This is a genomic window from Faecalibacterium sp. i25-0019-C1, assembly GCF_042854225.1.
Taxonomy (GTDB): Bacteria; Bacillota; Clostridia; order Oscillospirales; family Ruminococcaceae; genus Faecalibacterium; species Faecalibacterium taiwanense.
In genome coordinates this window covers 1,948,613-1,968,433 of the sequence record NZ_AP031428.1, presented here as the reverse complement: position 1 = coordinate 1,968,433, position 19,821 = coordinate 1,948,613, and the positions used below count along the sequence as shown (strand labels likewise).

12 protein-coding genes are annotated in these 19,821 nt (G+C 61.8%); all 12 read left to right on the top strand.

Translation table 11 applies throughout. The annotated features are described in order from the left end of the window. Positions 1-73 precede the first annotated feature (73 nt). The 12 genes from ACGHUK_RS09725 to smc all read left to right on the top strand — a co-directional run bounded on the left by ACGHUK_RS09725 (position 74) and on the right by smc (position 19,795). A complete protein-coding gene (locus ACGHUK_RS09725) occupies positions 74-3,430 on the top strand; it encodes a PD-(D/E)XK nuclease family protein (protein ID WP_390574214.1) in 3,357 nt (1,118 codons plus the stop codon). Next, complete coding sequence (locus ACGHUK_RS09720; protein ID WP_390574212.1) at positions 3,427-7,149, top strand: UvrD-helicase domain-containing protein; 3,723 nt, start codon at positions 3,427-3,429, stop codon at positions 7,147-7,149. The genes ACGHUK_RS09725 and ACGHUK_RS09720 overlap by 4 nt, the downstream gene beginning before the upstream one ends. Positions 7,150-7,588: 439 nt before the next feature. Next, a complete protein-coding gene (gene infC, locus ACGHUK_RS09715; RefSeq protein WP_005944384.1) occupies positions 7,589-8,167 on the top strand; it encodes a translation initiation factor IF-3 in 579 nt (192 codons plus the stop codon). Between the two features lie 18 nt (positions 8,168-8,185). Continuing rightward, positions 8,186-8,389: a 50S ribosomal protein L35 gene (gene rpmI, locus ACGHUK_RS09710; RefSeq protein ID WP_005928215.1), complete on the top strand. Its 204-nt coding sequence runs from the start codon at positions 8,186-8,188 to the stop codon at positions 8,387-8,389. Positions 8,390-8,443: 54 nt separating this feature from the next. Further along, entirely contained in the window at positions 8,444-8,794 is a 351-nt protein-coding gene (gene rplT / locus ACGHUK_RS09705; RefSeq protein ID WP_005928218.1) for a 50S ribosomal protein L20, read from the top strand. 203 nt (positions 8,795-8,997) lie between these two features. Continuing rightward, positions 8,998-9,780, top strand: a complete 783-nt coding sequence (locus tag ACGHUK_RS09700; RefSeq protein ID WP_118526326.1) for an RNA methyltransferase — start codon at positions 8,998-9,000, stop codon at positions 9,778-9,780. Continuing rightward, on the top strand, positions 9,777-10,913 hold the full coding sequence (dprA, locus tag ACGHUK_RS09695; protein ID WP_390574211.1) for a DNA-processing protein DprA: 1,137 nt from the start codon (positions 9,777-9,779) through the stop codon (positions 10,911-10,913). The genes ACGHUK_RS09700 and dprA overlap by 4 nt, the downstream gene beginning before the upstream one ends. Positions 10,914-11,041: 128 nt before the next feature. Continuing rightward, positions 11,042-13,126, top strand: coding sequence for a type I DNA topoisomerase (topA, locus tag ACGHUK_RS09690; RefSeq protein WP_097781621.1), 2,085 nt, complete (start codon positions 11,042-11,044; stop codon positions 13,124-13,126). Positions 13,127-13,138: 12 nt separating this feature from the next. Then, positions 13,139-14,512: a methylenetetrahydrofolate--tRNA-(uracil(54)-C(5))-methyltransferase (FADH(2)-oxidizing) TrmFO gene (gene trmFO, locus ACGHUK_RS09685; protein ID WP_390574209.1), complete on the top strand. Its 1,374-nt coding sequence runs from the start codon at positions 13,139-13,141 to the stop codon at positions 14,510-14,512. 15 nt (positions 14,513-14,527) lie between these two features. Next, positions 14,528-15,544, top strand: a complete 1,017-nt coding sequence (plsX, locus tag ACGHUK_RS09680) for a phosphate acyltransferase PlsX (RefSeq protein ID WP_390574208.1) — start codon at positions 14,528-14,530, stop codon at positions 15,542-15,544. Positions 15,545-15,562: 18 nt separating this feature from the next. Beyond that, positions 15,563-16,237, top strand: a complete 675-nt coding sequence (gene rnc, locus ACGHUK_RS09675) for a ribonuclease III (protein ID WP_390574206.1) — start codon at positions 15,563-15,565, stop codon at positions 16,235-16,237. Then, a complete protein-coding gene (gene smc / locus ACGHUK_RS09670; RefSeq protein ID WP_390574205.1) occupies positions 16,238-19,795 on the top strand; it encodes a chromosome segregation protein SMC in 3,558 nt (1,185 codons plus the stop codon). Positions 19,796-19,821: the final 26 nt, after the last annotated feature.

Below are 19,821 nucleotides of genomic sequence, written 5' to 3'. Positions count from 1 at the left end.
AGAATCACACTTTTTTTGAGAGGATTTTCGTGTTACAATAAACACAGATCGTTTTTCAAGGAGGAAGTGCCCCATGCTCAAACTGGTTTTAGGCGGCTCCGGCAGCGGCAAAACGACGCTGCTCTATTCCCGCATCAAGGCCCGGGCCGAACAGGGTCGGCGCAGCATCCTTCTGGTGCCGGAACAGTTCACTTCCAGCACGGAGGGCCGCATCTACCGGGAACTGGGCGATGCTCTTTCCGGCATGGTGGAAAGCTTTTCCTTCACGAGCCTTGCAGAGCGCATCCTCTCTGCCGAGGGCGGCGCGGCGGTGCAGACCCTTTCGGACGCGGGCCGCGCCGTGCTGGTGCGCCGCGCGCTGGAAGAGCTGCAGGATCATGTGCATTACTACTACCGCCACCGCCGCAGTGCGGCCTTCTGCCAGATGGCGGCCCAGACCATCGACGAGCTGAAAAGTGCCGGCCTTTCCGGCGCACAGCTGGCAGAGCTTGCGCCGGACTGCGGGCCGGAAAGCGGCAAGCTGAGCGAGCTGGCACTGATCTTTCAGGGGTACGAAACGCTGCTGGCGGGCACCGGCATGGACCCCGCCGACCGGCTGGAGCTGGCGGCTGACCGGCTGGAAGCCGCTCTTGCCCGGGGCGAACTGCCGGACTTTCTGCGGGAGCGGGAAGTGTTCATTGACGAGTTCGATACCTTCAACGCACCCAAAAAGCGGCTGATGGGCGCGATGCTGGCGGCGCTGCCCACCGTCACGGTGGCCCTGTGCGACGACGGTGCGCCCATGGTGCCGGGGGATATGGGGCTTTTTTCCGGCGCAAAGCAGGTGGCCGCACAGCTGCGGCAGCTGGCCCGCAAAAACGGTGCTGATGCGGCAGTGCCGGAGCTGCTGCGCCGCGACCTGCGCCATAAGGATGCGCCCGGCCTTGCGGCTGTGACAGAGCTTTTGGAGACTGGCACCTGTGAGGTGCCGCCCGCTGCGCCGGAGGTGCGGCTGTTTGCCGCTGCCAGCCGGGAAGAGGAAGCCCGCTGCACCGCTGCGGCCATCCGCCGCCTGATGCGGCAGGGCGTGCGCTGCGGCAAAATGGCCGTGGTCTGCCGCAATATCCCGGATTACCGTGCGGCCATCCGGTACGAGTTCCGCATGGCAGATATCCCGCTTTACTGCGATGAACCCACCACCCCGGAGTTCAGCGCCCCGGCTACGGCGGTGCGTGCACTGCTGGCACTGCTGCGCGGTGCGGATATGACCGAAAACCTGACCATTCTTGCCAAGACCGGCCTGTGCGCTCTGACCGAGCCGCAGGTCTGCGCGCTGGAAAACTATGCCTATACCTGGTCACCCAATGCGGCGGCATGGCGCACAAAATTTGAGAAAAGCCCCAAGGGCTTCGGCGAAAATGAACTGTCCGATGAGGATGCAAAAACGCTGGAGGATGCCGAGACTGCCCGCCAGCTGCTGGTAACAGCCGTGGACGAACTGCGCAGCAAGGTGCGGGGCGGCAGCGCCGAACAGATCAGCCGGGAACTGTATTTCTGCCTGAAAAAGCTGGGTGCAGAAGAGCAGCAGGCAGCGCTGGTGGAAGCCGTCCGCACTGCCCGGGGCATCCCGGCGGCAGAGGAAGCGGCCCGCGAGTGGAACGTGGTGATGCAGCTGCTCAACGAGATGGCCCACTTGCTGGGCGGGCAGGGTGTGACCTTTGCAGAATATGAGGACCTGTTCAGCCTGCTGCTGCGCTCTTCGGACCTTGGGCACATCCCGCAGACGCTGGATGCCGTGGTGCTGGCAAGCGCGGGCAAAATGCGTCTGGACGCGCCGGACTATGTGTTCGTGCTGGGCCTTGCAGAGGGCGAATTTCCCTGTGCACCGTCCGAGACGGGCCTTCTGACCCACGCCGACCGCGATGTTCTGATGGCAAAGCAGATCGATCTGCCGGACTGCTTTGAGAACCGCGTGGTGCGCGAGCAGGTGTGCGTTTACAAAGCCCTCACCGCACCGGCAAAGGGGTTGTGGCTCAGCTGGCCCAAGGGGCAGGGCAAGACCCTGTGCGCAGCGCTGGAACCCATCGTGGAGGCTCTGCACCCGGCGGCACCGGAGCTGGAGCTTCCCGACCTTGCAGCCACCCCCGCCGATGCGCTGGATACGCTGGGCGGCTGGCCGCTGACCGACACGGAACGCGCCAGCCTGACTGAGGCGCTGCGTCTGCCGCAGACGGATGCGCCCCGGGGCCTTGCTCTGCTGCAGCGCATGGAGGAGAACCCGCCCCGGCAGGTGAACGATCTGTCCGCGCTGAGCGGCCTGCTGGGGCAGCGGCTGCGCATTTCGCCCAGCCAGCTGGAAAAATACTATACCTGCCGTTACGGCTATTTCTTACAGTATGTGCTGGGACTGAAGCCCCGCAGACGGGCCGAGCTTTCTGCCGACCAGAGCGGCACCCTGATGCACTGGGTGCTGCAGATGGCGCTGGACCCGCACCCGGACGCGGATAATCCCTGCGCCGGGCTGGCCCCATTTCTGGAGCTGGACGACGAAGCCATGGCAGGCCTTGCCGGCCTGCTGGTGGATAAATATGCAAAGCGTTATCTGCCGGAGGATACAGCCCGGTTCGCCTATCTGCTCTCGCGGCTCAAAAAAAGCATGACAAGCCTTTTGTGCTACCTGCGGGACGAACAGAAACAGTCCTGCTTCCACCCGGCAGCCTGTGAGCTGCGCATCGGCTCCGGGGAGGACGCCGTGCCAGGGCAGGTGTATCATCTCTCGGACGGGCGCACCGTGCAGCTGGTGGGCACGGTGGACCGCGCCGACGAGTGGGTGGAGGAAAACGGCACCCGCTGGGTGCGGGTGGTGGACTATAAGACCGGCACCAAAAAGCTGAACCTGAAAGAGGTATACTGCGGGCTGGACTGCCAGATGCTTTTGTATCTGTTCAGCCTGACGCGGGATAAGAGCGGCCGCTTTACCGGTGCGGAACCGGCAGGCGTGCTGTATCTGCTGGCAGACCCGGCCCCCAAGACCACCAACCGCCAGCAGGCACAGCAGGACGTGCAGTACGAGCTGGACGGCCTTGTGAGGGACGAGCAGAAGGTGTTTGATGCCATGGATGCGGATGAGACGGGCCGCTACCTGCCCTTTGGCTACCGCAACGGTGTACCCAGCCCCAGCCAGAAGGATAAGCGTGCCGATATTGCAAAGCTCAACCGCATCCAGCTACATCTGGATGACCTTGTAACGCAGATGGGCAGCCAGCTCTACAGCGGCCGCATCGAAGCGGAACCGCTGGTGGCCGGGGCGGGCAGGAACCCCTGCGTCTGGTGCGACTACAGCTTTATCTGCTGCCACGAGACCGGCATCGGCGAGCGTGCGCTGGAGGCTCCGGCCAAGCCCTTTGAGCCGGAAGAGACCGAGAACGAGAAGGAGGGTGAGCAGGCATGAGCGAACCCAAATGGACCCCGGCCCAGCGCGCTGCTATTGAGGACCGGGGTGGTGCGCTGCTGGTGAGCGCAGCGGCGGGCAGCGGAAAAACAGCCGTGCTGACCGAACGCGCCGTGCGGCTCATCACCGATCCGGACCACCCGGTGGATGCGGACAAAATGCTCATCGTCACCTTTACCAATGCGGCGGCGGCAGAGCTGCGGGCACGCATCGGGCAGGCACTGCTGCGGCTCAGCCAGCAGCAGCCCCACAACACGAGCCTGCGCCGCCAGCGGATGCTTTTGCAGCGAGCACCCATCTGCACCATTGACGCGTTCTGTCTGGACTTGCTGCACAAGCACTTTCAGGCACTGGACATCCCGCCGGATTTTGCCCCGGCAGATCCCGGCAGCGTGGAGGTGCTGCGGGCTTCGGCGCTGGCCGAAACGCTGGAAAATGCCTACCGCGACCCGGATTTCTGTGCCTTTGCAGACCTTTACGGAAAGGGCCGCACCGATCAGGCCGCAGGCAATACCATCCTGCATGTGTACGATTTTCTGCGCGCTCTGCCGGACTATGACCGCAGGCTGGACGAATATCTGACACCATGGCAGCGGGAAAACGGCTTTGCTTTTACCTGCTGGCATGACCTGCTGCTGGCGGAAGCGGCCCGCTGCGCAAAGGCCGCGCGGGAACTGCTGACGGCAGCACTGGCAGACTGTAAGGAAGATTTTGTCCTTGCACAGGCACAGGCCGAGGAAAAAGGCAAGACCGCTGCTTCCAAGGCAAAGGCCGTGGCTGGTGTCAACGATAAATTTGCAGAGCCGCTCTCCCGGCTGGAAAGCGCCGCCGCCCTGCTGGGCGAGGTGGAACGGCTGGCTGCGGCAGGGCAGTGGACACCGCTGTACGATAAGCTGACACCCTATGTGCTGGGCATGGAGGAGATACCCGGCTTCAAGGGCATGAAAAAACGGCTGACCGGCGATCATAAGGCGGCGGTCAGGACCCGCGCAGACGAAGCTTCCAAGCTGTTTGAGCACATTACGGAGCTTGTCTCCTGCAGCGAGGAGGAAGCCGAAGCGGACCGCAGAGCGGCCCTGCCCCGGCTGCGGGCGCTGTTTGCCGCCGTGCGGGATTTTGATGCCCGCTTCTCGGCAAGGAAAAAGGAGCGCAAGCTGCTGGAATTCAGCGATTTTGAGCATCAGGCCCTGCGGCTGCTGCGCACACCGGATGGCGTGTGCACCCCGCTGTGCCAGAGCATCCGGCAGAGCTATGCCGCCGTGATGGTGGACGAATATCAGGACACGAACGCTTTGCAGGATGCCATTTACCGCTGCCTTGCTTCCCCGGCGGGGGATGACCTGTTCCTTGTGGGCGACCTGAAGCAGAGCATCTACCGCTTCCGTCAGGCCGACCCAAGCATCTTCCGGGCTAAGCTGAACGCATGGGCACCGTTGCCCAGCGGCACTGCCCGCCCCCGCCCGGAGGGGGGTACGGCAGGCGGAAACGCTCTGCTGGCGCTGGATGCGAACTTCCGCTCCGCCCCGCAGGTGGTGGCAGGCATCAACTTTATCTTTGAACAGCTCATGACCCCCCAGCTGGGCGATACGGCTTACGGCGACGGCCAGCGGCTGGTGTGCGGTGCACCCGGCGAATACGCCGGCAGTGTGGAAGCGCACTTCCTGCCCGACGACACCGCTGAGACCGACGCGGCGTGGATCGCCCAGCGCGTTGAAGAACTGGTGAAAAACGGCGAACCAGTGCGGGACGGCAGCTCCACCCGCCCGGTGCAGTACGAGGATTGCTGCATCCTGCTGGCGGCGCGCGGCGACTTCCTCGCTTATGAGGAAGCGCTCACGGCCCGGGGCATCCCGGTGTATGCGGATGCGCGCGAAAACCTGATGGAAGCAGCGCACATCCGGCCGCTGATCTCGCTTTTGAAGGTCATCGACAACCCGGCGCAGGATATCTACCTTGCCGCCGCCATGCTGGGGCCGATGTTCGGCTTTACGGACGACGACCTTGTACGCCTGCGTGCCCAGAGCGCCGCAATGCAGAAAAAGGCGCAGGAGGAACAGGGCGCGAAGGAAACGGGCAAAAGGGCTTCCCGCATGAGTCTGTACGGCGCAGTGCTGCAGGTGGTGCAGAATGGTGATGAAACTCCGTTCACCCAAAAGGTGAAAGACTTTTATGACCGACTCACCGCACTGCGGCGCATGGCCCGCAGTGCCCCGGCAGAACAGCTGCTGGAAGAGATCTTTGTCTCCACCGGCTATCTTGCTGCGCTGGGCGTACTGGAAAACGGTGCGCACCGCCGGGAAGATGCCCGGCGCTTTGCGGCTTTCTGCGCACAGACCGGTGCAAACGGCATCTCGGCGCTGGTGCGTGCCATCGACGCGGCGGCGCAGGCCGGTTCTACCGGGCAGGACACTGTGCCCGGCGGTGCGCGGCCTGGCTGTGTGACCATTATGACCATCCACCGCTCTAAAGGCCTGCAGTTCCCGGTGGTGTTCGTGGGCGACACGGCCCGGCACTTCAACCTGAGCGACACTTACCAGCCGGTGCTGCTGCACCGGGAATACGGCGCGGGCCTGCGCCTGCGCCCGGAACAGGGCGAGAGCATGTACAAGACTGCAGCCTACGCAGCCCTTGCCAGCGTCCATGCGCAGGAAACGCGCAGCGAGCAGATGCGCCTTTTATATGTGGCGCTCACCCGTGCACAGGATAAGCTGATCCTCACGGTGCCGCTGGGCATGACCAAGACCGGCAATCCCTTTGCCAAGGCGGCAGCATTCCTTGCTGCGGGCGCGGGAGAAACGCTGAACCAGCAGGCGGGCAGCTTTGCCGACTGGCTGCGTGCAGCGCTGCTGGTGCATCCCTTCGGCGGACCGCTGCGGCGGCTGGCAGGAGATCTGGAACTGCCCTTTGTGTTTACGGAAAGTGAGATCATGGTCACGGTGCAGGAAGCTCAGCCGGAGCCGGAAACACCGGAACAGGAACCGGAAGCGGCAGAGCCTGTCCCGGCAGACCCGGCATTGGTGGCTCAGCTGCAGGAGGGCTTTGCATGGCGGTATCCGGCGGCAAAACTGGCTGCGGTGCCCGCCAAGGTCAGCGTGACCAGCATCGTGCACAAGGCCGAGCAGACCACGCTGGAACGCCCTGCTTTCCTCTCCAAAGACGGCCTGACTGCCGCCGAGATGGGCACGGCTCTGCACGCTTTTCTGGAACATGCAGACTTTGCCTCCCTTGCTGCTGCCAAAGCGGCGGGCACGCTGGAGGAAGCCATCCTTGCAGAGCGCCAGCGGCAGGTGGACACCCGGCTGGTGGCCCCGGAAATTGCGGAAAAACTCAATGCAGGCCGCATCCGCCGCTTTGCCGAGAGCGAAGCCTTTGCAAAGATCTGCGCAGCCGAAAAGGTGCTGCGGGAGCTGGCCTTCATCACGGCGCTGCCCGCGTCGGCCGTGCTGACGGCACAGGGAGCTTCCGCGCAGGAAGCCGCCGCCGTGCAGGATGAGCAGGTGCTGGTGCAGGGCATTGCAGACCTTGTGCTGGTGTTCCCGGATCATCTGGAACTGCTGGATTACAAGACCGACCGCCGCAAGACCGAAGCGGACTTCCTGAGCGCCTACCGCCCGCAGCTGAACCTCTATGCCCTTGCCATCGATAAGCGCTTTGCGCCGAAGAAGGTAACGTATAAGGGCATCTACTCGCTGGAGCTGGGGAGGCTGATCGAGGTGTAAACTCCTTCCGTCATCGCTGCGCGATGTCACTGCTCCCCTTTTTGTCACTTGCGTGACATCTTCCCCCGGCCGGGGGAAGTCTTTCCTCAAAGGGGGGAGCCCTTGGCAAAACCGCAAACTTTGTATGGACTGCCAAAGCCTCTCACTTTGGGAGAGGTGGCATTGCGTAAGCAATGACGGAGAGGGCGAGGACGCTATCGGAAACTTACTTCTTTTTCAAAAGTCATATTTTTCCCGCAAAACGCATAAAAAGTGCTTGACAGCGTTTTCTGCCTGTGGTAAAATAGCCGGGTAAAGAAAGCAGCTACGGCCTGTGCCGCGCTCGCCTTGCGAGGGAAAGATCCCCCGGGCTATACCTGAAGGCAGTTCATTATGAGTGGACTGTGGCTTTGAGTGAATTTTTGCGCGGCTGTCCTGAAAATGGGCGGCCGCGTTTTCTATGCCAAATATTGCAACAAAATGGATTTTGTTTGGAGGTGCATTCATTATCGCTACCGCTGGAAAGTCGAAGGAACTGGAGATCAACGGTCAGATCCGTGACCGTGAGGTCCGTCTGATCGGTGCAGACGGCGAGCAGAAGGGCGTTGTGTCCATTCAGGTGGCCATGCGCGCTGCTGAAGATGCTGGTCTGGATCTGGTCAAGATCGCACCGCAGGCTGTTCCGCCTGTGTGCAAGGTGCTGGATTACGGCAAGTACCGTTTTGAACAGCAGAAGAAGGAGAAGGAAGCCAAGAAGAACCAGAAGGTGGTCGAAGTTAAAGAGACCCGCCTTTCGCTCAACATTGACACCAACGACTTCAATACCAAGCTGAACCAGACTGCCAAGTTCCTGGCAGCTGGCCACAAGGTTAAGGTTTCGATCCGCTTCCGCGGCCGTGAAATGGCGCACAGTGCTCTGGGCGCAGACGTGCTGAAACGTTTTGCCGAGGCTCTGCCTCAGGCATCCACCGATAAGCCGCCGGTGCTCGAGGGCCGCACGATGTCCATTCTGCTGATCCCGAAACCCAATAAGGACTAATTTTAGGAGGAAACTAAAATGGCTAAGATGAAACTGAAGACGCACTCCGGCGCTAAGAAGCGCTTTAAGCTGACCAAGAACGGCAAGATCAAGCGCGGCCACGCATTCCGCAGCCACATCCTGACCAAGAAGACCACCAAGCTGACCCGTGGCTACCGTCAGCCCAGCTACGTTGATAAGACCAACGCAGCTACCATCAAGAGCATGCTGCCCTACGCCTAAGAGCGAGCCGCAGGCAAACACATTCTATTGAGACAACTAAAGGAGATATAAAAAATGGCACGTATCAAGGGCGCAACCATGACTCACAAACGTCGTAAGAAGATGCTGAAGCTGGCCAAGGGCTTCTACGGCTGCAAGAGCAAGCACTTTAAGATGGCCAAGCAGCAGGTCATGAAGAGCGGCAACTACGCTCTGGCTGGCCGCCGCATGAAGAAGCGTCAGTTCCGCAACCTGTGGATCTGCCGCATCAACAACGCAGTTCGTCCTCTGGGCATGAACTACTCCACCTTCATGGCTGGTCTGAAGAAGGCTGGCATCGAGCTGAACCGCAAGATGCTGTCTGAGATGGCTATTAACGATCCCAAGAGCTTTGCAGCTCTGGTCGAGACCGTCAAGAACGCCTGATTAGGAACTTGAATCGTGACGCCCGCGCGTATACGCGGGCGTCCGTTTTGTATCCGGGGTTCTTACGGCAGGGGAACATGTTTTTCAGGGCAGCGCCCTGCCGCAGGAACACTTTGTGGCAGACGCTGCCCTTTTTGCATTTTTTGAACAAGACGGCAGACTACTTTTTGAACGACAGTACAGCGAAAGGTTGAATACACACGATGGACGAAAAAATCACCAGCCGGGAAAACGCAAAGATCAAATACGCCTGCCGCCTTTCTTCCAGCGCGGCATTCCGCCGCAGCGAGGGCCGCTTTCTGGCCGAGGGCCGCAAGCTCTGCCCGGAACTTGCCCGCGGTGCGCAGCTGGAGACCTTATTTTATACGGAGAGCGCTATGGCAAAGTGCCCGGAGCTTGCTGGTCTGCCCGGTGAACACTACCTTGTGGAAGACCATGTGGCCGATAAGCTGGCCGATGTGGGCACCCATCAGGGAGTGTTCGGCGTGTTCCGCACCCCGGTGCACACACTGGACGAAGTGAAGGCGGGCGGGCGGTATCTGGCGCTGGAACGGGTGCAGGACCCCGGCAATGTGGGCACCCTGCTGCGCTCTGCTGCGGCCTTTGGCTTTGACGGTGTGATCCTGAGCGACGGCTGTGCCAGTGTGTATGCCCCCAAGACCCTGCGCGCTTCCATGGGAGCCGCCGTGCGCATCCCGGTGATCGAAGCCGGTGCCATGCCCGATGCCATCACCCAGCTGCGCGCAAAGGGTATCACCTGCCTTGCTGCCGCGCTGTACAAGTCCCAGCCGCTGAGCGCGGCGCAGGCAAGCTGCCCCGGCGGCGTCTGCGTCGTCATCGGCAGCGAGGGTCAGGGCCTGACCGATGAGACCATTGCTGCCTGCAGCAGCACGGTGCGCATCCCCATGACCGACCGGGTGGAAAGCCTGAACGCCGGCATTGCGGGCAGCATCCTGCTGTGGCATTTCCGGGAGGAAAGCCTATGAGCGGCCTTGCAGGGCAGACCAGTCTTTTCCCGCCGGAGCCTGCCCCGGATCCGCTGCTGTGCTGGCTGTGGCTGGCCCATGTGCTTGGCCCAGCCAGCGTTCACGCGGGCCGTATGCTGGATGCCTTTGGCGGTGCACAGGAAGCATGGGAAGCCCGCGATACGGCAGAATTTCGTCTTGCAGCGGGAGAGGCAGCAGCTCTGCGGGCGCAGCAGCTGGCCCCGGAACAGTACCACCCGCTGGTGATGCGGTGCGATGATCTGGGTGTGCGCATCCTGCCGTTTGACGACCCGGACTATCCGCTGGCGTTTTCCCGCATCCCGGATATGCCGCTGGTGCTCTACTGCACCGGCGATCCGCTCTGGCTCAACGAGCCGGGCTCGGTGGGCATCGTGGGCAGCCGCAAGCCTACCGAATACGGCCTGAACGCAGCGGCGGACATTGGCGGGGAACTGGCCCAAAGCGGCGCTTTGATCGTCAGCGGCCTTGCGGACGGGCTGGACAGCGCCGGGCACCGCGCTGCTGTCAAAAACAACTGCCCTACCATTGCTGTGATGGGCGTGCCCATCGACCGCACCTATCCTGCGGCCAATGTGGTGCTGCGGCACAAGATCGAGCAGAAGGGCTGCGTGATCAGTGAGTACCCGCCCCGCAGTGAGGGCGTTGGCCCAAATGGATTTTTGCAGCGCAACCGGCTCATTGCGGCGCTCAGCTCTGCATTGCTGGTGGTGGAAGCGCAGGAAAAAAGCGGCACCATGTCCACTGTGTCTCACGCCGAACGCTATGGCAAGCCGGTGTTCGCGGTGCCGGGCAGCATCTACTCGCCCAATTCCGCAGGTACAAACGGCCTTTTGCGGGACGGCAGAGCGCGTGCAGTGTGTTCTGCTGCTGACCTGCTTGGCCCGCTGGGCCTGCGCCGGCAGAGCGCAGCGGCGGTGACGGCAAAGCAACCGGAGCCTCTGAGCGAGAACGAGCGGAAGGTGCTTTCCTGCATTGGGCCGCAGCCCCTTGGCATTGAGGAGCTTTGCGTGCGCAGCGGCCTGCCCACAGCGGTGCTGCTGGGCACCCTGATGAAGCTGGAGCTTTCCGGCCGGGTGCTGTGCATGCCGGGCAAGCGGTATGTGATAAAATAGTATAATTTCTGCTGGCGCAGCACACAACAGCTGTGGTATGATATAAAAATAGAGAATCCCGTACTGTGCAGTTGCACGGTGCGTTCCTGATAGAGAAGAAAGAAAATTTGAAATGGGAGTAAACTCGAATGGCGAAACTGGTTATCGTGGAGTCGCCTGCTAAGGCGAAAACCATTGGCAAGTATCTGGGCGATGATTACGAGGTCACCGCAAGCATGGGCCATATCCGTGACCTGCCCGCTTCCCAGCTGGGCATCGATGTGGAGCACGGCTATGCCCCACAGTACATCAGCATCAAAGGCAAGGAAAAGCTCATCAAGGAATTGAAGAGCAAGGCCAAACACGCAGACGGCGTGCTGCTGGCAACCGACCCGGACCGTGAGGGCGAAGCCATCAGCTGGCATCTGGCAAACATTCTGGGGCTGGACCCCCACGAGCCGAACCGCGTGACCTTTGACGAGATCACCAAAAAGGGCGTGAAGGAGGGCATGGCCCATCCCCGCGCCATCGACGAAGATCTGTTCAACGCACAGCAGGCCCGCCGTGTGCTGGACCGTCTGGTGGGCTACAAGCTCAGCCCGTTCCTCTGGCGCAAGGTGCGCCGGGGCCTTTCCGCAGGCCGCGTGCAGAGCGTGGCCGTGCGCCTGATCGATGACCGCGAAAAGGAGATCGAGAGCTTCAAGCCCGACGAATACTGGAACGTGGATGCCACCCTCGGCGCAGGCCACAAGAGTTTTACCGCCCGGCTGGCCACCGATGCCAGCGGCAAAAAGCTGCTGCCCAAAAGCGAAGCCGAGGCCCGCGCCATTGAAAAGGGTCTGGAAGGGGCCGAGTACGTGGTGGCAGAGCTGAAAAAGGGCAAGCGGGCAAAGCAGCCCACTCCGGCTTTTATCACCAGTACCCTGCAGCAGGAGGCATCCCGCCGCTTGGGCTTTACGGCCACCCGCACCATGCGCGCTGCCCAGACCCTGTACGAAGGCGTGGACATTGCGGGCCACGGCACCATGGGTCTGATCACCTACATGCGTACCGACAGCCTGCGCATCTCGGATGAAGCCGTTGCCGCCGCAAAGGAATATATCGCAGGGGCCTACGGTGAAGCCTATATCTGCCCCTACAAGCGCACATGGAAGACCAAGAGCGCCACTGCCGCACAGGATGCCCACGAGGCCATCCGTCCCTCGGTGCCGTCCCTGACACCGGACGAGGTGGACAAGAGCATCAGCGGCGACACAGCAAAGCTCTACCGCATGATCTGGAGCCGCTTCATGGCCAGCCAGATGGCAGACTGCCAGCAGGACACCGTGTCCGTCACGGTCAGCGCGGCGGACTACCGTTTCAAGGCCAGCGGCTATACCGTTACCTTTGACGGCTTCACCGTCCTGTACGAGGAAGCCACCGACGAAAAGGAAAAGAAGGAGACCGCCCTGCCTCCGCTGGAGCAGGGTCAGGTGCTGAAGCTGCGCGACCTGAAGAGCGAGCAGAAGTTCACCCAGCCGCCCGCCCGCTACACCGAAGCGACCCTCATCAAGGCACTGGAAGAAAACGGCATCGGTCGTCCTTCCACCTACGCACCCATTATCACCACCATCATCGACCGCGGCTATGTGGAGCGCGACCAGAAAAAGCTCAAGCCCACCCTGCTGGGCCGGGCGGTGGATGGCCTGATGCTGGAGCAGTTCCCCCACATCGTGGATGTGGACTTCTCCGCCCAGATGGAAAAGAATCTGGATAAGATCGAGAGCGGCAAGGCCGACTGGCACAAGACGGTGGATGACTTCTACCAGGGCTTTGCGGCAAGCCTCGAGCAGGCCGAAAAGAACATGGAAGGCAAGAAGGTCAAGGTGCCGGATGAGCCTTCCAGTGAGGTATGCGACCTGTGCGGCCGGCCCATGGTCATCAAGGTGGGCAAGTACGGCAAGTTCCTGGCCTGCAGCGGCTTCCCGGAGTGCCGGGGCACAAAGCGGCTGGTCAAGGATACCGGCGGCATCTGCCCCAAGTGCGGCAAGGGCCGTATGCTGGAGCGCAAGAGCTCCAAGGGCCGCATCTATTATGGCTGCGAGCGCTACCCGGACTGCGACTTTATGACATGGGACATGCCGGTGCCCACCAAGTGCCCCAAGTGCGGCAGCACCATGTTCCGCAAAGGCTCCAAGCTGTATTGCGCAAAGGAAGGCTGCGGCTACGAGATGCCGGTGCCGAAAAAGGACTAAAAGGATAAAACTATGAACTATCAAGTAACCGTGCTGGGCGCTGGTCTTGCGGGCTGTGAAGCCGCCCTCTGGCTGGCTGGCAAGGGCGTGCAGGTAGACCTGTACGAACAGAAGCCCGTGCATTTTTCGCCCGCACACAAAAGCGCAGGCTTTGCAGAGCTGATCTGCTCCAATAGCCTGAAAGCTGAACGGCTGGACTCTGCTTCCGGCCTGCTGAAGGAAGAGATGCGCCGGATGGGCAGCCAGCTGCTGAACGCCGCCGAGACGGCCCGCGTGGCCGCTGGCGGTGCGCTGGCGGTGGACCGCGATGCATTCAGCGCCGAAGTGACCCGCATGGTGGAAAGCTGTGAGAATATCACCGTCCACCGGGAGCAGGTGGAGCACATTGACGAGACTGCCCCCGTTCTGGTGGCCACCGGTCCCCTGACCGACGGCGCACTGGCCGATGAGATCGGGACCTTGACCGGTGACGAGCGGTTGCACTTCTACGATGCTGTGGCCCCCATCGTCACCGCTGAAAGTCTGGACTACAACAAGGTGTTTGCCGCCTCCCGCTATGACCGGGGCGAGGCCGACTACCTGAACTGCCCTTTCAACAAGGAAGAGTACGAGAAATTCCACGCGGCTCTCGCTTCGGCAGAGCGCGCACCGCTGCACGACTTTGACACCGGGGCCGAGCAGTCTGCTCAGCCCGACCCGGATGCCCACGGCAAAAAGGCCGATACCGTCACTGTGTATGAGGGCTGTATGCCCATCGAGATCATGGCTGCCCGGGGTGCCGACACCATGCGGTTCGGTCCCCTGCGCCCGGTGGGCCTTGTGAATCCCAACACCGGACACCGTCCATGGGCCAATGTCCAGCTGCGGGCCGAAAATAAGGAACGCACCCTGTATAACATCGTGGGCTTCCAGACCAACCTCAAGTGGGGCGAACAGAAGCGGGTGTTCAGCATGATCCCCGGGCTGGAAAATGCCGAGTTCGTGCGGTATGGCGTCATGCACCGCAACACCTTCCTCGATGCGCCCCGGGTGCTCAGCGCCCAGCTGTGCCTGAAAGAGCACCCCAATGTGTTTTTTGCGGGCCAGATCACCGGCTTTGAGGGCTATATGGAAAGCGCTGCCTGCGGCCTGCTGGCGGCCCGCAGCCTGTATGCCCGTCTGGAAGGAAAGGAGCTGCCCGCCCCGCCTGTGGATACCATGTGCGGTGCGCTGGTGCAGTACCTGACCACCGAGAACAAGCACTTCCAGCCCATGGGCGCGAATATGGGCATCCTTCCTCCGCTGCCGGAGGAGAGCCGCCCGCGGGACAAGCGCCTGCGTTACATGGCACAGGCCGAGCGTGCCATTGCCAGCTTCCAGCACTGGCTGGATGAAACTTCTCTTTAAGAAGGGAGAAAAACTATGAAGATTATCGTGGACATGATGGGCGGCGACAACGCCCCTCTGGCTGTGCTGGAGGGTGCCGCACAGGCCGTGAAAGAGTACGGCATCACCGTCGTAGGTGTGGGCGACGAAGCGCTGGTGCGCAGGACCGCACAGGAAAACAGCATCCCGCTGGATGGCATTGAGCTGGTGAACTGCACCGAGGTCATCGACATGTGCGATGAGCCTGCCCGCGCCATCCGCCAGAAGAAGGACTCCTCCATCGTGGTGGGCTTGAACATGCTGAAAGACGGCAAGGGCGATGCCTTTGTTTCCGCCGGCAGCACCGGTGCGCTGCATGTGGGCGCAAGCCTGATCGTGCGCACCCTCAAGGGCATCAAGCGTCCGGCTCTGGCCACCATGGTGCCCGCCAAAAAGCAGGCTTATCTGCTGCTGGACTGCGGTGCCAATGTGGAGTGCCGCCCCGAGATGCTGGCAGCCTTTGCCGTGATGGGCAGCTGCTATGTGAACAGGGTGGAAGGCCGCTGCAGCCCCAGCGTGGCGCTGGCCAACAACGGTGCGGAGGAGAGCAAGGGCACCCCCATGCTCAAGGAAGCACACCAGCTGCTGAAAACCACCCCCGGCATCCGCTTTGTGGGCAACATCGAGCCCCGCGATGTGCCGGGTGGCGAAGTGGACGTGGTGGTGTGCGATGGCTTCACCGGCAATGTGATCCTCAAGCTGACCGAGGGCGTGGCAAAAATGCTGCTGGGCATGCTGAAACAAATGTTCCTCGCAAACCTCGGCGGCAAGCTGGCTTACCTGCTTCTCAAGGGCAGTGTGGCAGACCTGAAGCACCAGATGGACAGCGAGGAGTACGGCGGCGCACCTTTCCTGGGGGCCAAGCAGCCGGTCATCAAGGCCCACGGCTCTTCCAAGGCCAAGGGAATCAAGAACGCCATCCGTCAGGCAAAGATCTGCGTGGAGAACGATCTGTGCGGCACCATGCAGTCTGCGCTGGACGAGCTGGCTGCGGCACAGAAAACTGAGGAATAAAAGGGAGTAAAAACGACCATGAGCCATCAGTTGGAAACAATTATTGGTTATAAGTTCAAAAACCCGGAGCTGCTGGAGATCGCGCTCACCCATACCAGCTATGCCAACGAGAGCCGCACCCCAGTCAAGCACAACGAGCGGCTGGAGTTTCTGGGCGACAGCGTGCTGCAGATCGTCTCGGCAGATTATCTGTTCCACGCCTATGCCGACCGGCCGGAGGGCGATCTGACCCGCATCCGCGCCAGCCTTGTCAGCGAGGGTGCGCTGTTCCAGTTCGCGCAGGAGATCGATCTGGGCGAGTATCTGCGCCTTGGCCGCGGCGAGGAGCGCTGCGGCGGACGCAGCCGCCCCAGCGTTGTGTCCGATGCGTTTGAAGCGCTGATCGCGGCTTTGTATCTGGATGGCGGCATGGATGTGGCCCGCAGCTTCATCCTGCCCTTTATCACCGAGGGCAAGCACGCCGAGGCCGACTACAAGACCCGCCTGCAGGAGATCGTGCAGCAGAACCCGGAAGAGCGGTTGAGCTATGTAGTAGAAAGCGAGTCCGGCCCGGATCACGACAAGCATTTCGTGGTGGCGGTGCGGTTCAACTCTGACCGCGTGGCCCGTGGCGAAGGCCGCAGCAAAAAGGCCGCTGAGCAGTGCGCCGCCAAAGAAGCGCTCAAGCTGCTGGGCGTGATAAAGGAAAAGTAAATGGTATTCAAGGAACTGGAGATCCAGGGCTTCAAGAGCTTTCCCGATAAAGTCAAAATTCGGTTCGACGCAGGCGTTACCGGCGTGGTGGGTCCCAACGGCTCCGGCAAGTCGAACCTTTCGGACGCAGTGCGCTGGGTGCTGGGCGAGACCAGCTCCCGCCAGCTGCGCGCGGCAGGCAAGATGGAGGACGTGATCTTCGGCGGCACCCGGCGGCGCGGAGCCATGGGCTTTGCGCAGGTGCGGCTGACGCTGGATAACGCAGACCACACCTTTGATGTGGATGCGGACGAAGTGACCATTGGCCGCAAATATTACCGCTCCGGCGACAGCGAGTATACCATCAACGGGCAGGTGTGCCGGTTGAAGGATGTGTACGAACTTTTGCTGGATACCGGCATTGGCCGCGACGGCTACTCGGTGATCGGGCAGGGCCGCATTGCGGAGATCGTGGCCGCAAAAAGCAGTGAGCGCCGCGAGATCTTTGAGGAAGCCTGCGGCATTGCCAAGTACCGCTACCGCAAGACCGAGGCGGAACGCCGCCTTGCTGCGGCGGGCGAAAATCTTGAACGCCTGCGGGACATCCTTGGCGAGCTGGAAAGCCGGGTAGGCCCGCTGGAAAAAGAGAGCGCCAAGGCAGAAAAGTTCCTCGAGCTGGCCGCACAGCGCAAAACGCTGGAAGTGACCCTGTGGACCGACGGTGTGCACCGTGCGCGCGAAGCCGTGCGCCAGCAGGTGCGGGACTACGAGACAGCACAGGCCGACTACGAGCGCTTTGACCGGGAGACGAAAGCCGCCGAGCAGGAGGCTGAGGAGATCCGGATGCAGGCACAGCAGCTGACGGTTGCTGTTGAGCGCCTGAATGGGGATATCCGCAGCATCACCGAGCAGATCAGCGGGTCGGAGAGCCGCATCGCTGTGCTGGAAAACGACATCCTCCGCAACGAGGAGAGCGCCGCATCCCTGAAGGAAGAGATCAGCGCCGGGGAACAGGACAGCACCGAGGCACAGGCCGCCTTGCAGCGTCACCGGGCCGTGGCAAAGACCATGGAAGCGGAGGGCGAAAAGCTGACGGCAGAGATCGAGGCACTGAACGCGGAGATCGCACGTCTGACCGATGCCAGCAGTGCCAGCGGTGCCCGCAAGGATACCCTGAAAGCAGAACTTGCCGGCCTGACAGCCCGGCGCACCGAAGCGCAGGTGGCGCAGGCCGCTGCCGAAGCTGCCGGGGAAACAGCCCGCCAGCGCCTGCCTGCCCTTGAGCAGAGCGTGCAGGAAAGCACCGCCCAGCGGGACGAAGCAAAGCAGGATCTGGACGACACCATCAAGTATCGCCGGATGCTGGAAGAAAACGAGAAGCAGCTGGCAAATGTCCGTTCCGGCGTGGAACTCAAGCTGAAAGGCCGCAAGGCTGCGCTGGACGATGCCGACGCAGCAGAGCAGCGCCTTGGCCGTGAACTGGATGCGGCCCGCCAGCGCCTTTCCGTGCTGCGGGAACTGGAAAAGAACATGGACGGCTACCAAAACTCGGTCAAGGCCGTCATGCGTGCTGCCGGTGCACGCCGCCTGCGGGGCATCGTCGGGCCGGTGTCCGCCATCTTAAAGGTGGAGCCGGGCTGTGAAGTGGCTGTGGAAACGGCTCTGGGCGGTGCGCTGCAGAACATCGTGGTAGAGAACGAAGCCGCTGCCAAAGCGGCCATTGCCCTGCTGCGCAATGACAATGCAGGCCGCGCCACCTTCCTGCCGCTGGATACCGTCCAGCCCGGCGTGTTCCGTGGCCGACTCTCCGGCACGGCGCGTCTGGCATCCAGCCTTGTACAGGCCGACCGCCGGTACGACAACATCGTGTCAAATCTGCTGGGCCGCATCATCGTGGTGGACGACATCAACGAAGCTTCTCGCGTGGCGCGGGACAACGGCTTTCGCAGCAAGGTCGTGACCATGGATGGTCAGGTGATCAATGCAGGCGGCAGCTTTACCGGCGGCAGCGTCCAGCGCAGCGCAGGCCTGTTCACCCGCAAGCAGGAGATGGAAGAGCTGCGGGTGAAAGCGGCCAGGTTACAAAAAGACTGCCTTGCTGCACAGGAAAAGACCGACCGCTGCAAAGAGCAGGTAGATGCCCTTCAGGCAGAGCTGACCGCCACGGCCAGTGAACAGATCACCGCCGCCAACGACAAAGTGCGTGCCGAGGCAGAGCAGAAGCGGCTGGAAGCTGCCGTACAGCAGCAGGAGAGCACCCTTGCCGCCCGGCAGCAGGAGATCGATGCCCTGAAAGCGTCCCTTTCCGAGAGCCAGAGCAGGGCCGAGGGCGCTGCTGCTCTGCAGGCAGAGCTCACAGCAAAGGTCGATCTGCTGACGGCTGAAATGAACCGCATCGCCGAGGGAGACGACAGCTTTGTGGCGCAGCAGACCGAACTGAGCCAAAAGCTCAGCGCAAAGCGGCTGGAACAGGTGACCCGCCAGAAGGATGCAGAACTGGCCTACAGCCAGATCGCAGCGCTGCAACAGCGGGCACAGGATGCCGCTGCCCGCCGCGCCACGCTGGAAGAAAGCCTTGCGGCACTGGCACAGCGCAGCGAGAGCTGCCGGGCAGAAATTGCAGCCATCCGGCAGGCAAAGTCCGACAGCCAGACCGAGATCGCCCAAAAAGAAAAGGCAATCCGGGAAGCCACGGAACAGCGGCTGGAACGCCAGCAGGCTGAAACAGCGGCACTGAGCCGGGCGCGCACATCCTCCGACAGCCGCGAGGAAATGGGGCGCGAGATGGCTCGCCTTGCAGAGCGCAAGGCCGCTGCCGAGACCGAGTACGACCAGACCGTGGCAAAGCTGTGGGATGAATACCAGATCTCAGTCAGTCAGGCAGAGAACCTTTGCGTGGAGTTTGAAAGCCTGACGGCCCTGCGCGCACAGGTGGCCGACCTGCGCGGCAAAATTCGCGCCCTTGGCAGCGTGAATGTGAGCGCCATCGAGGAATACAAGGAGGTCAAGGCCCGCTACGATGCCCTGATGCATCAGGTGACCGATGTGGAGGAAAGCCGCAATGAGCTGACCCGCATGATCTCCAGGCTTTCGACACAGATGCGGGAGATCTTCTCCGACAGCTTCCGCGCCATCAACGAAAACTTTGGCCGCGTATTTACCGAGCTGTTCGGCGGCGGCGAAGCCAGCCTTGTGCTGGAGGATGAAAGCGATGTGCTGTCCTGCGGCATCGGCATCCGGGTGGCACCGCCGGGCAAGGTGATCAAGAATCTGGAAGCGCTTTCCGGCGGCGAGCAGGCGCTGGTAGCCATCAGCATCTACTTTGCCATTCTGGCGGTCAACCCGGCCCCGTTCTGTATTCTGGACGAGATCGAAGCCGCTCTGGACGATGCCAATGTGGTGCGGTTTGCCCAGTACTTACGCCGGGTGAGCGACAAGACCCAGTTCATCGTCATCACCCACCGCCGCGGCACAATGGAAGCCGCGAATGTGCTTTACGGCGTTACCATGCAGGAGGACGGCGTGTCCAAGCTGCTCAAGCTTGATCTGGAACAGGTTGACGCAACGCTGGTTTCCTGATATATATTAAAGAAAAAGATAGGAGG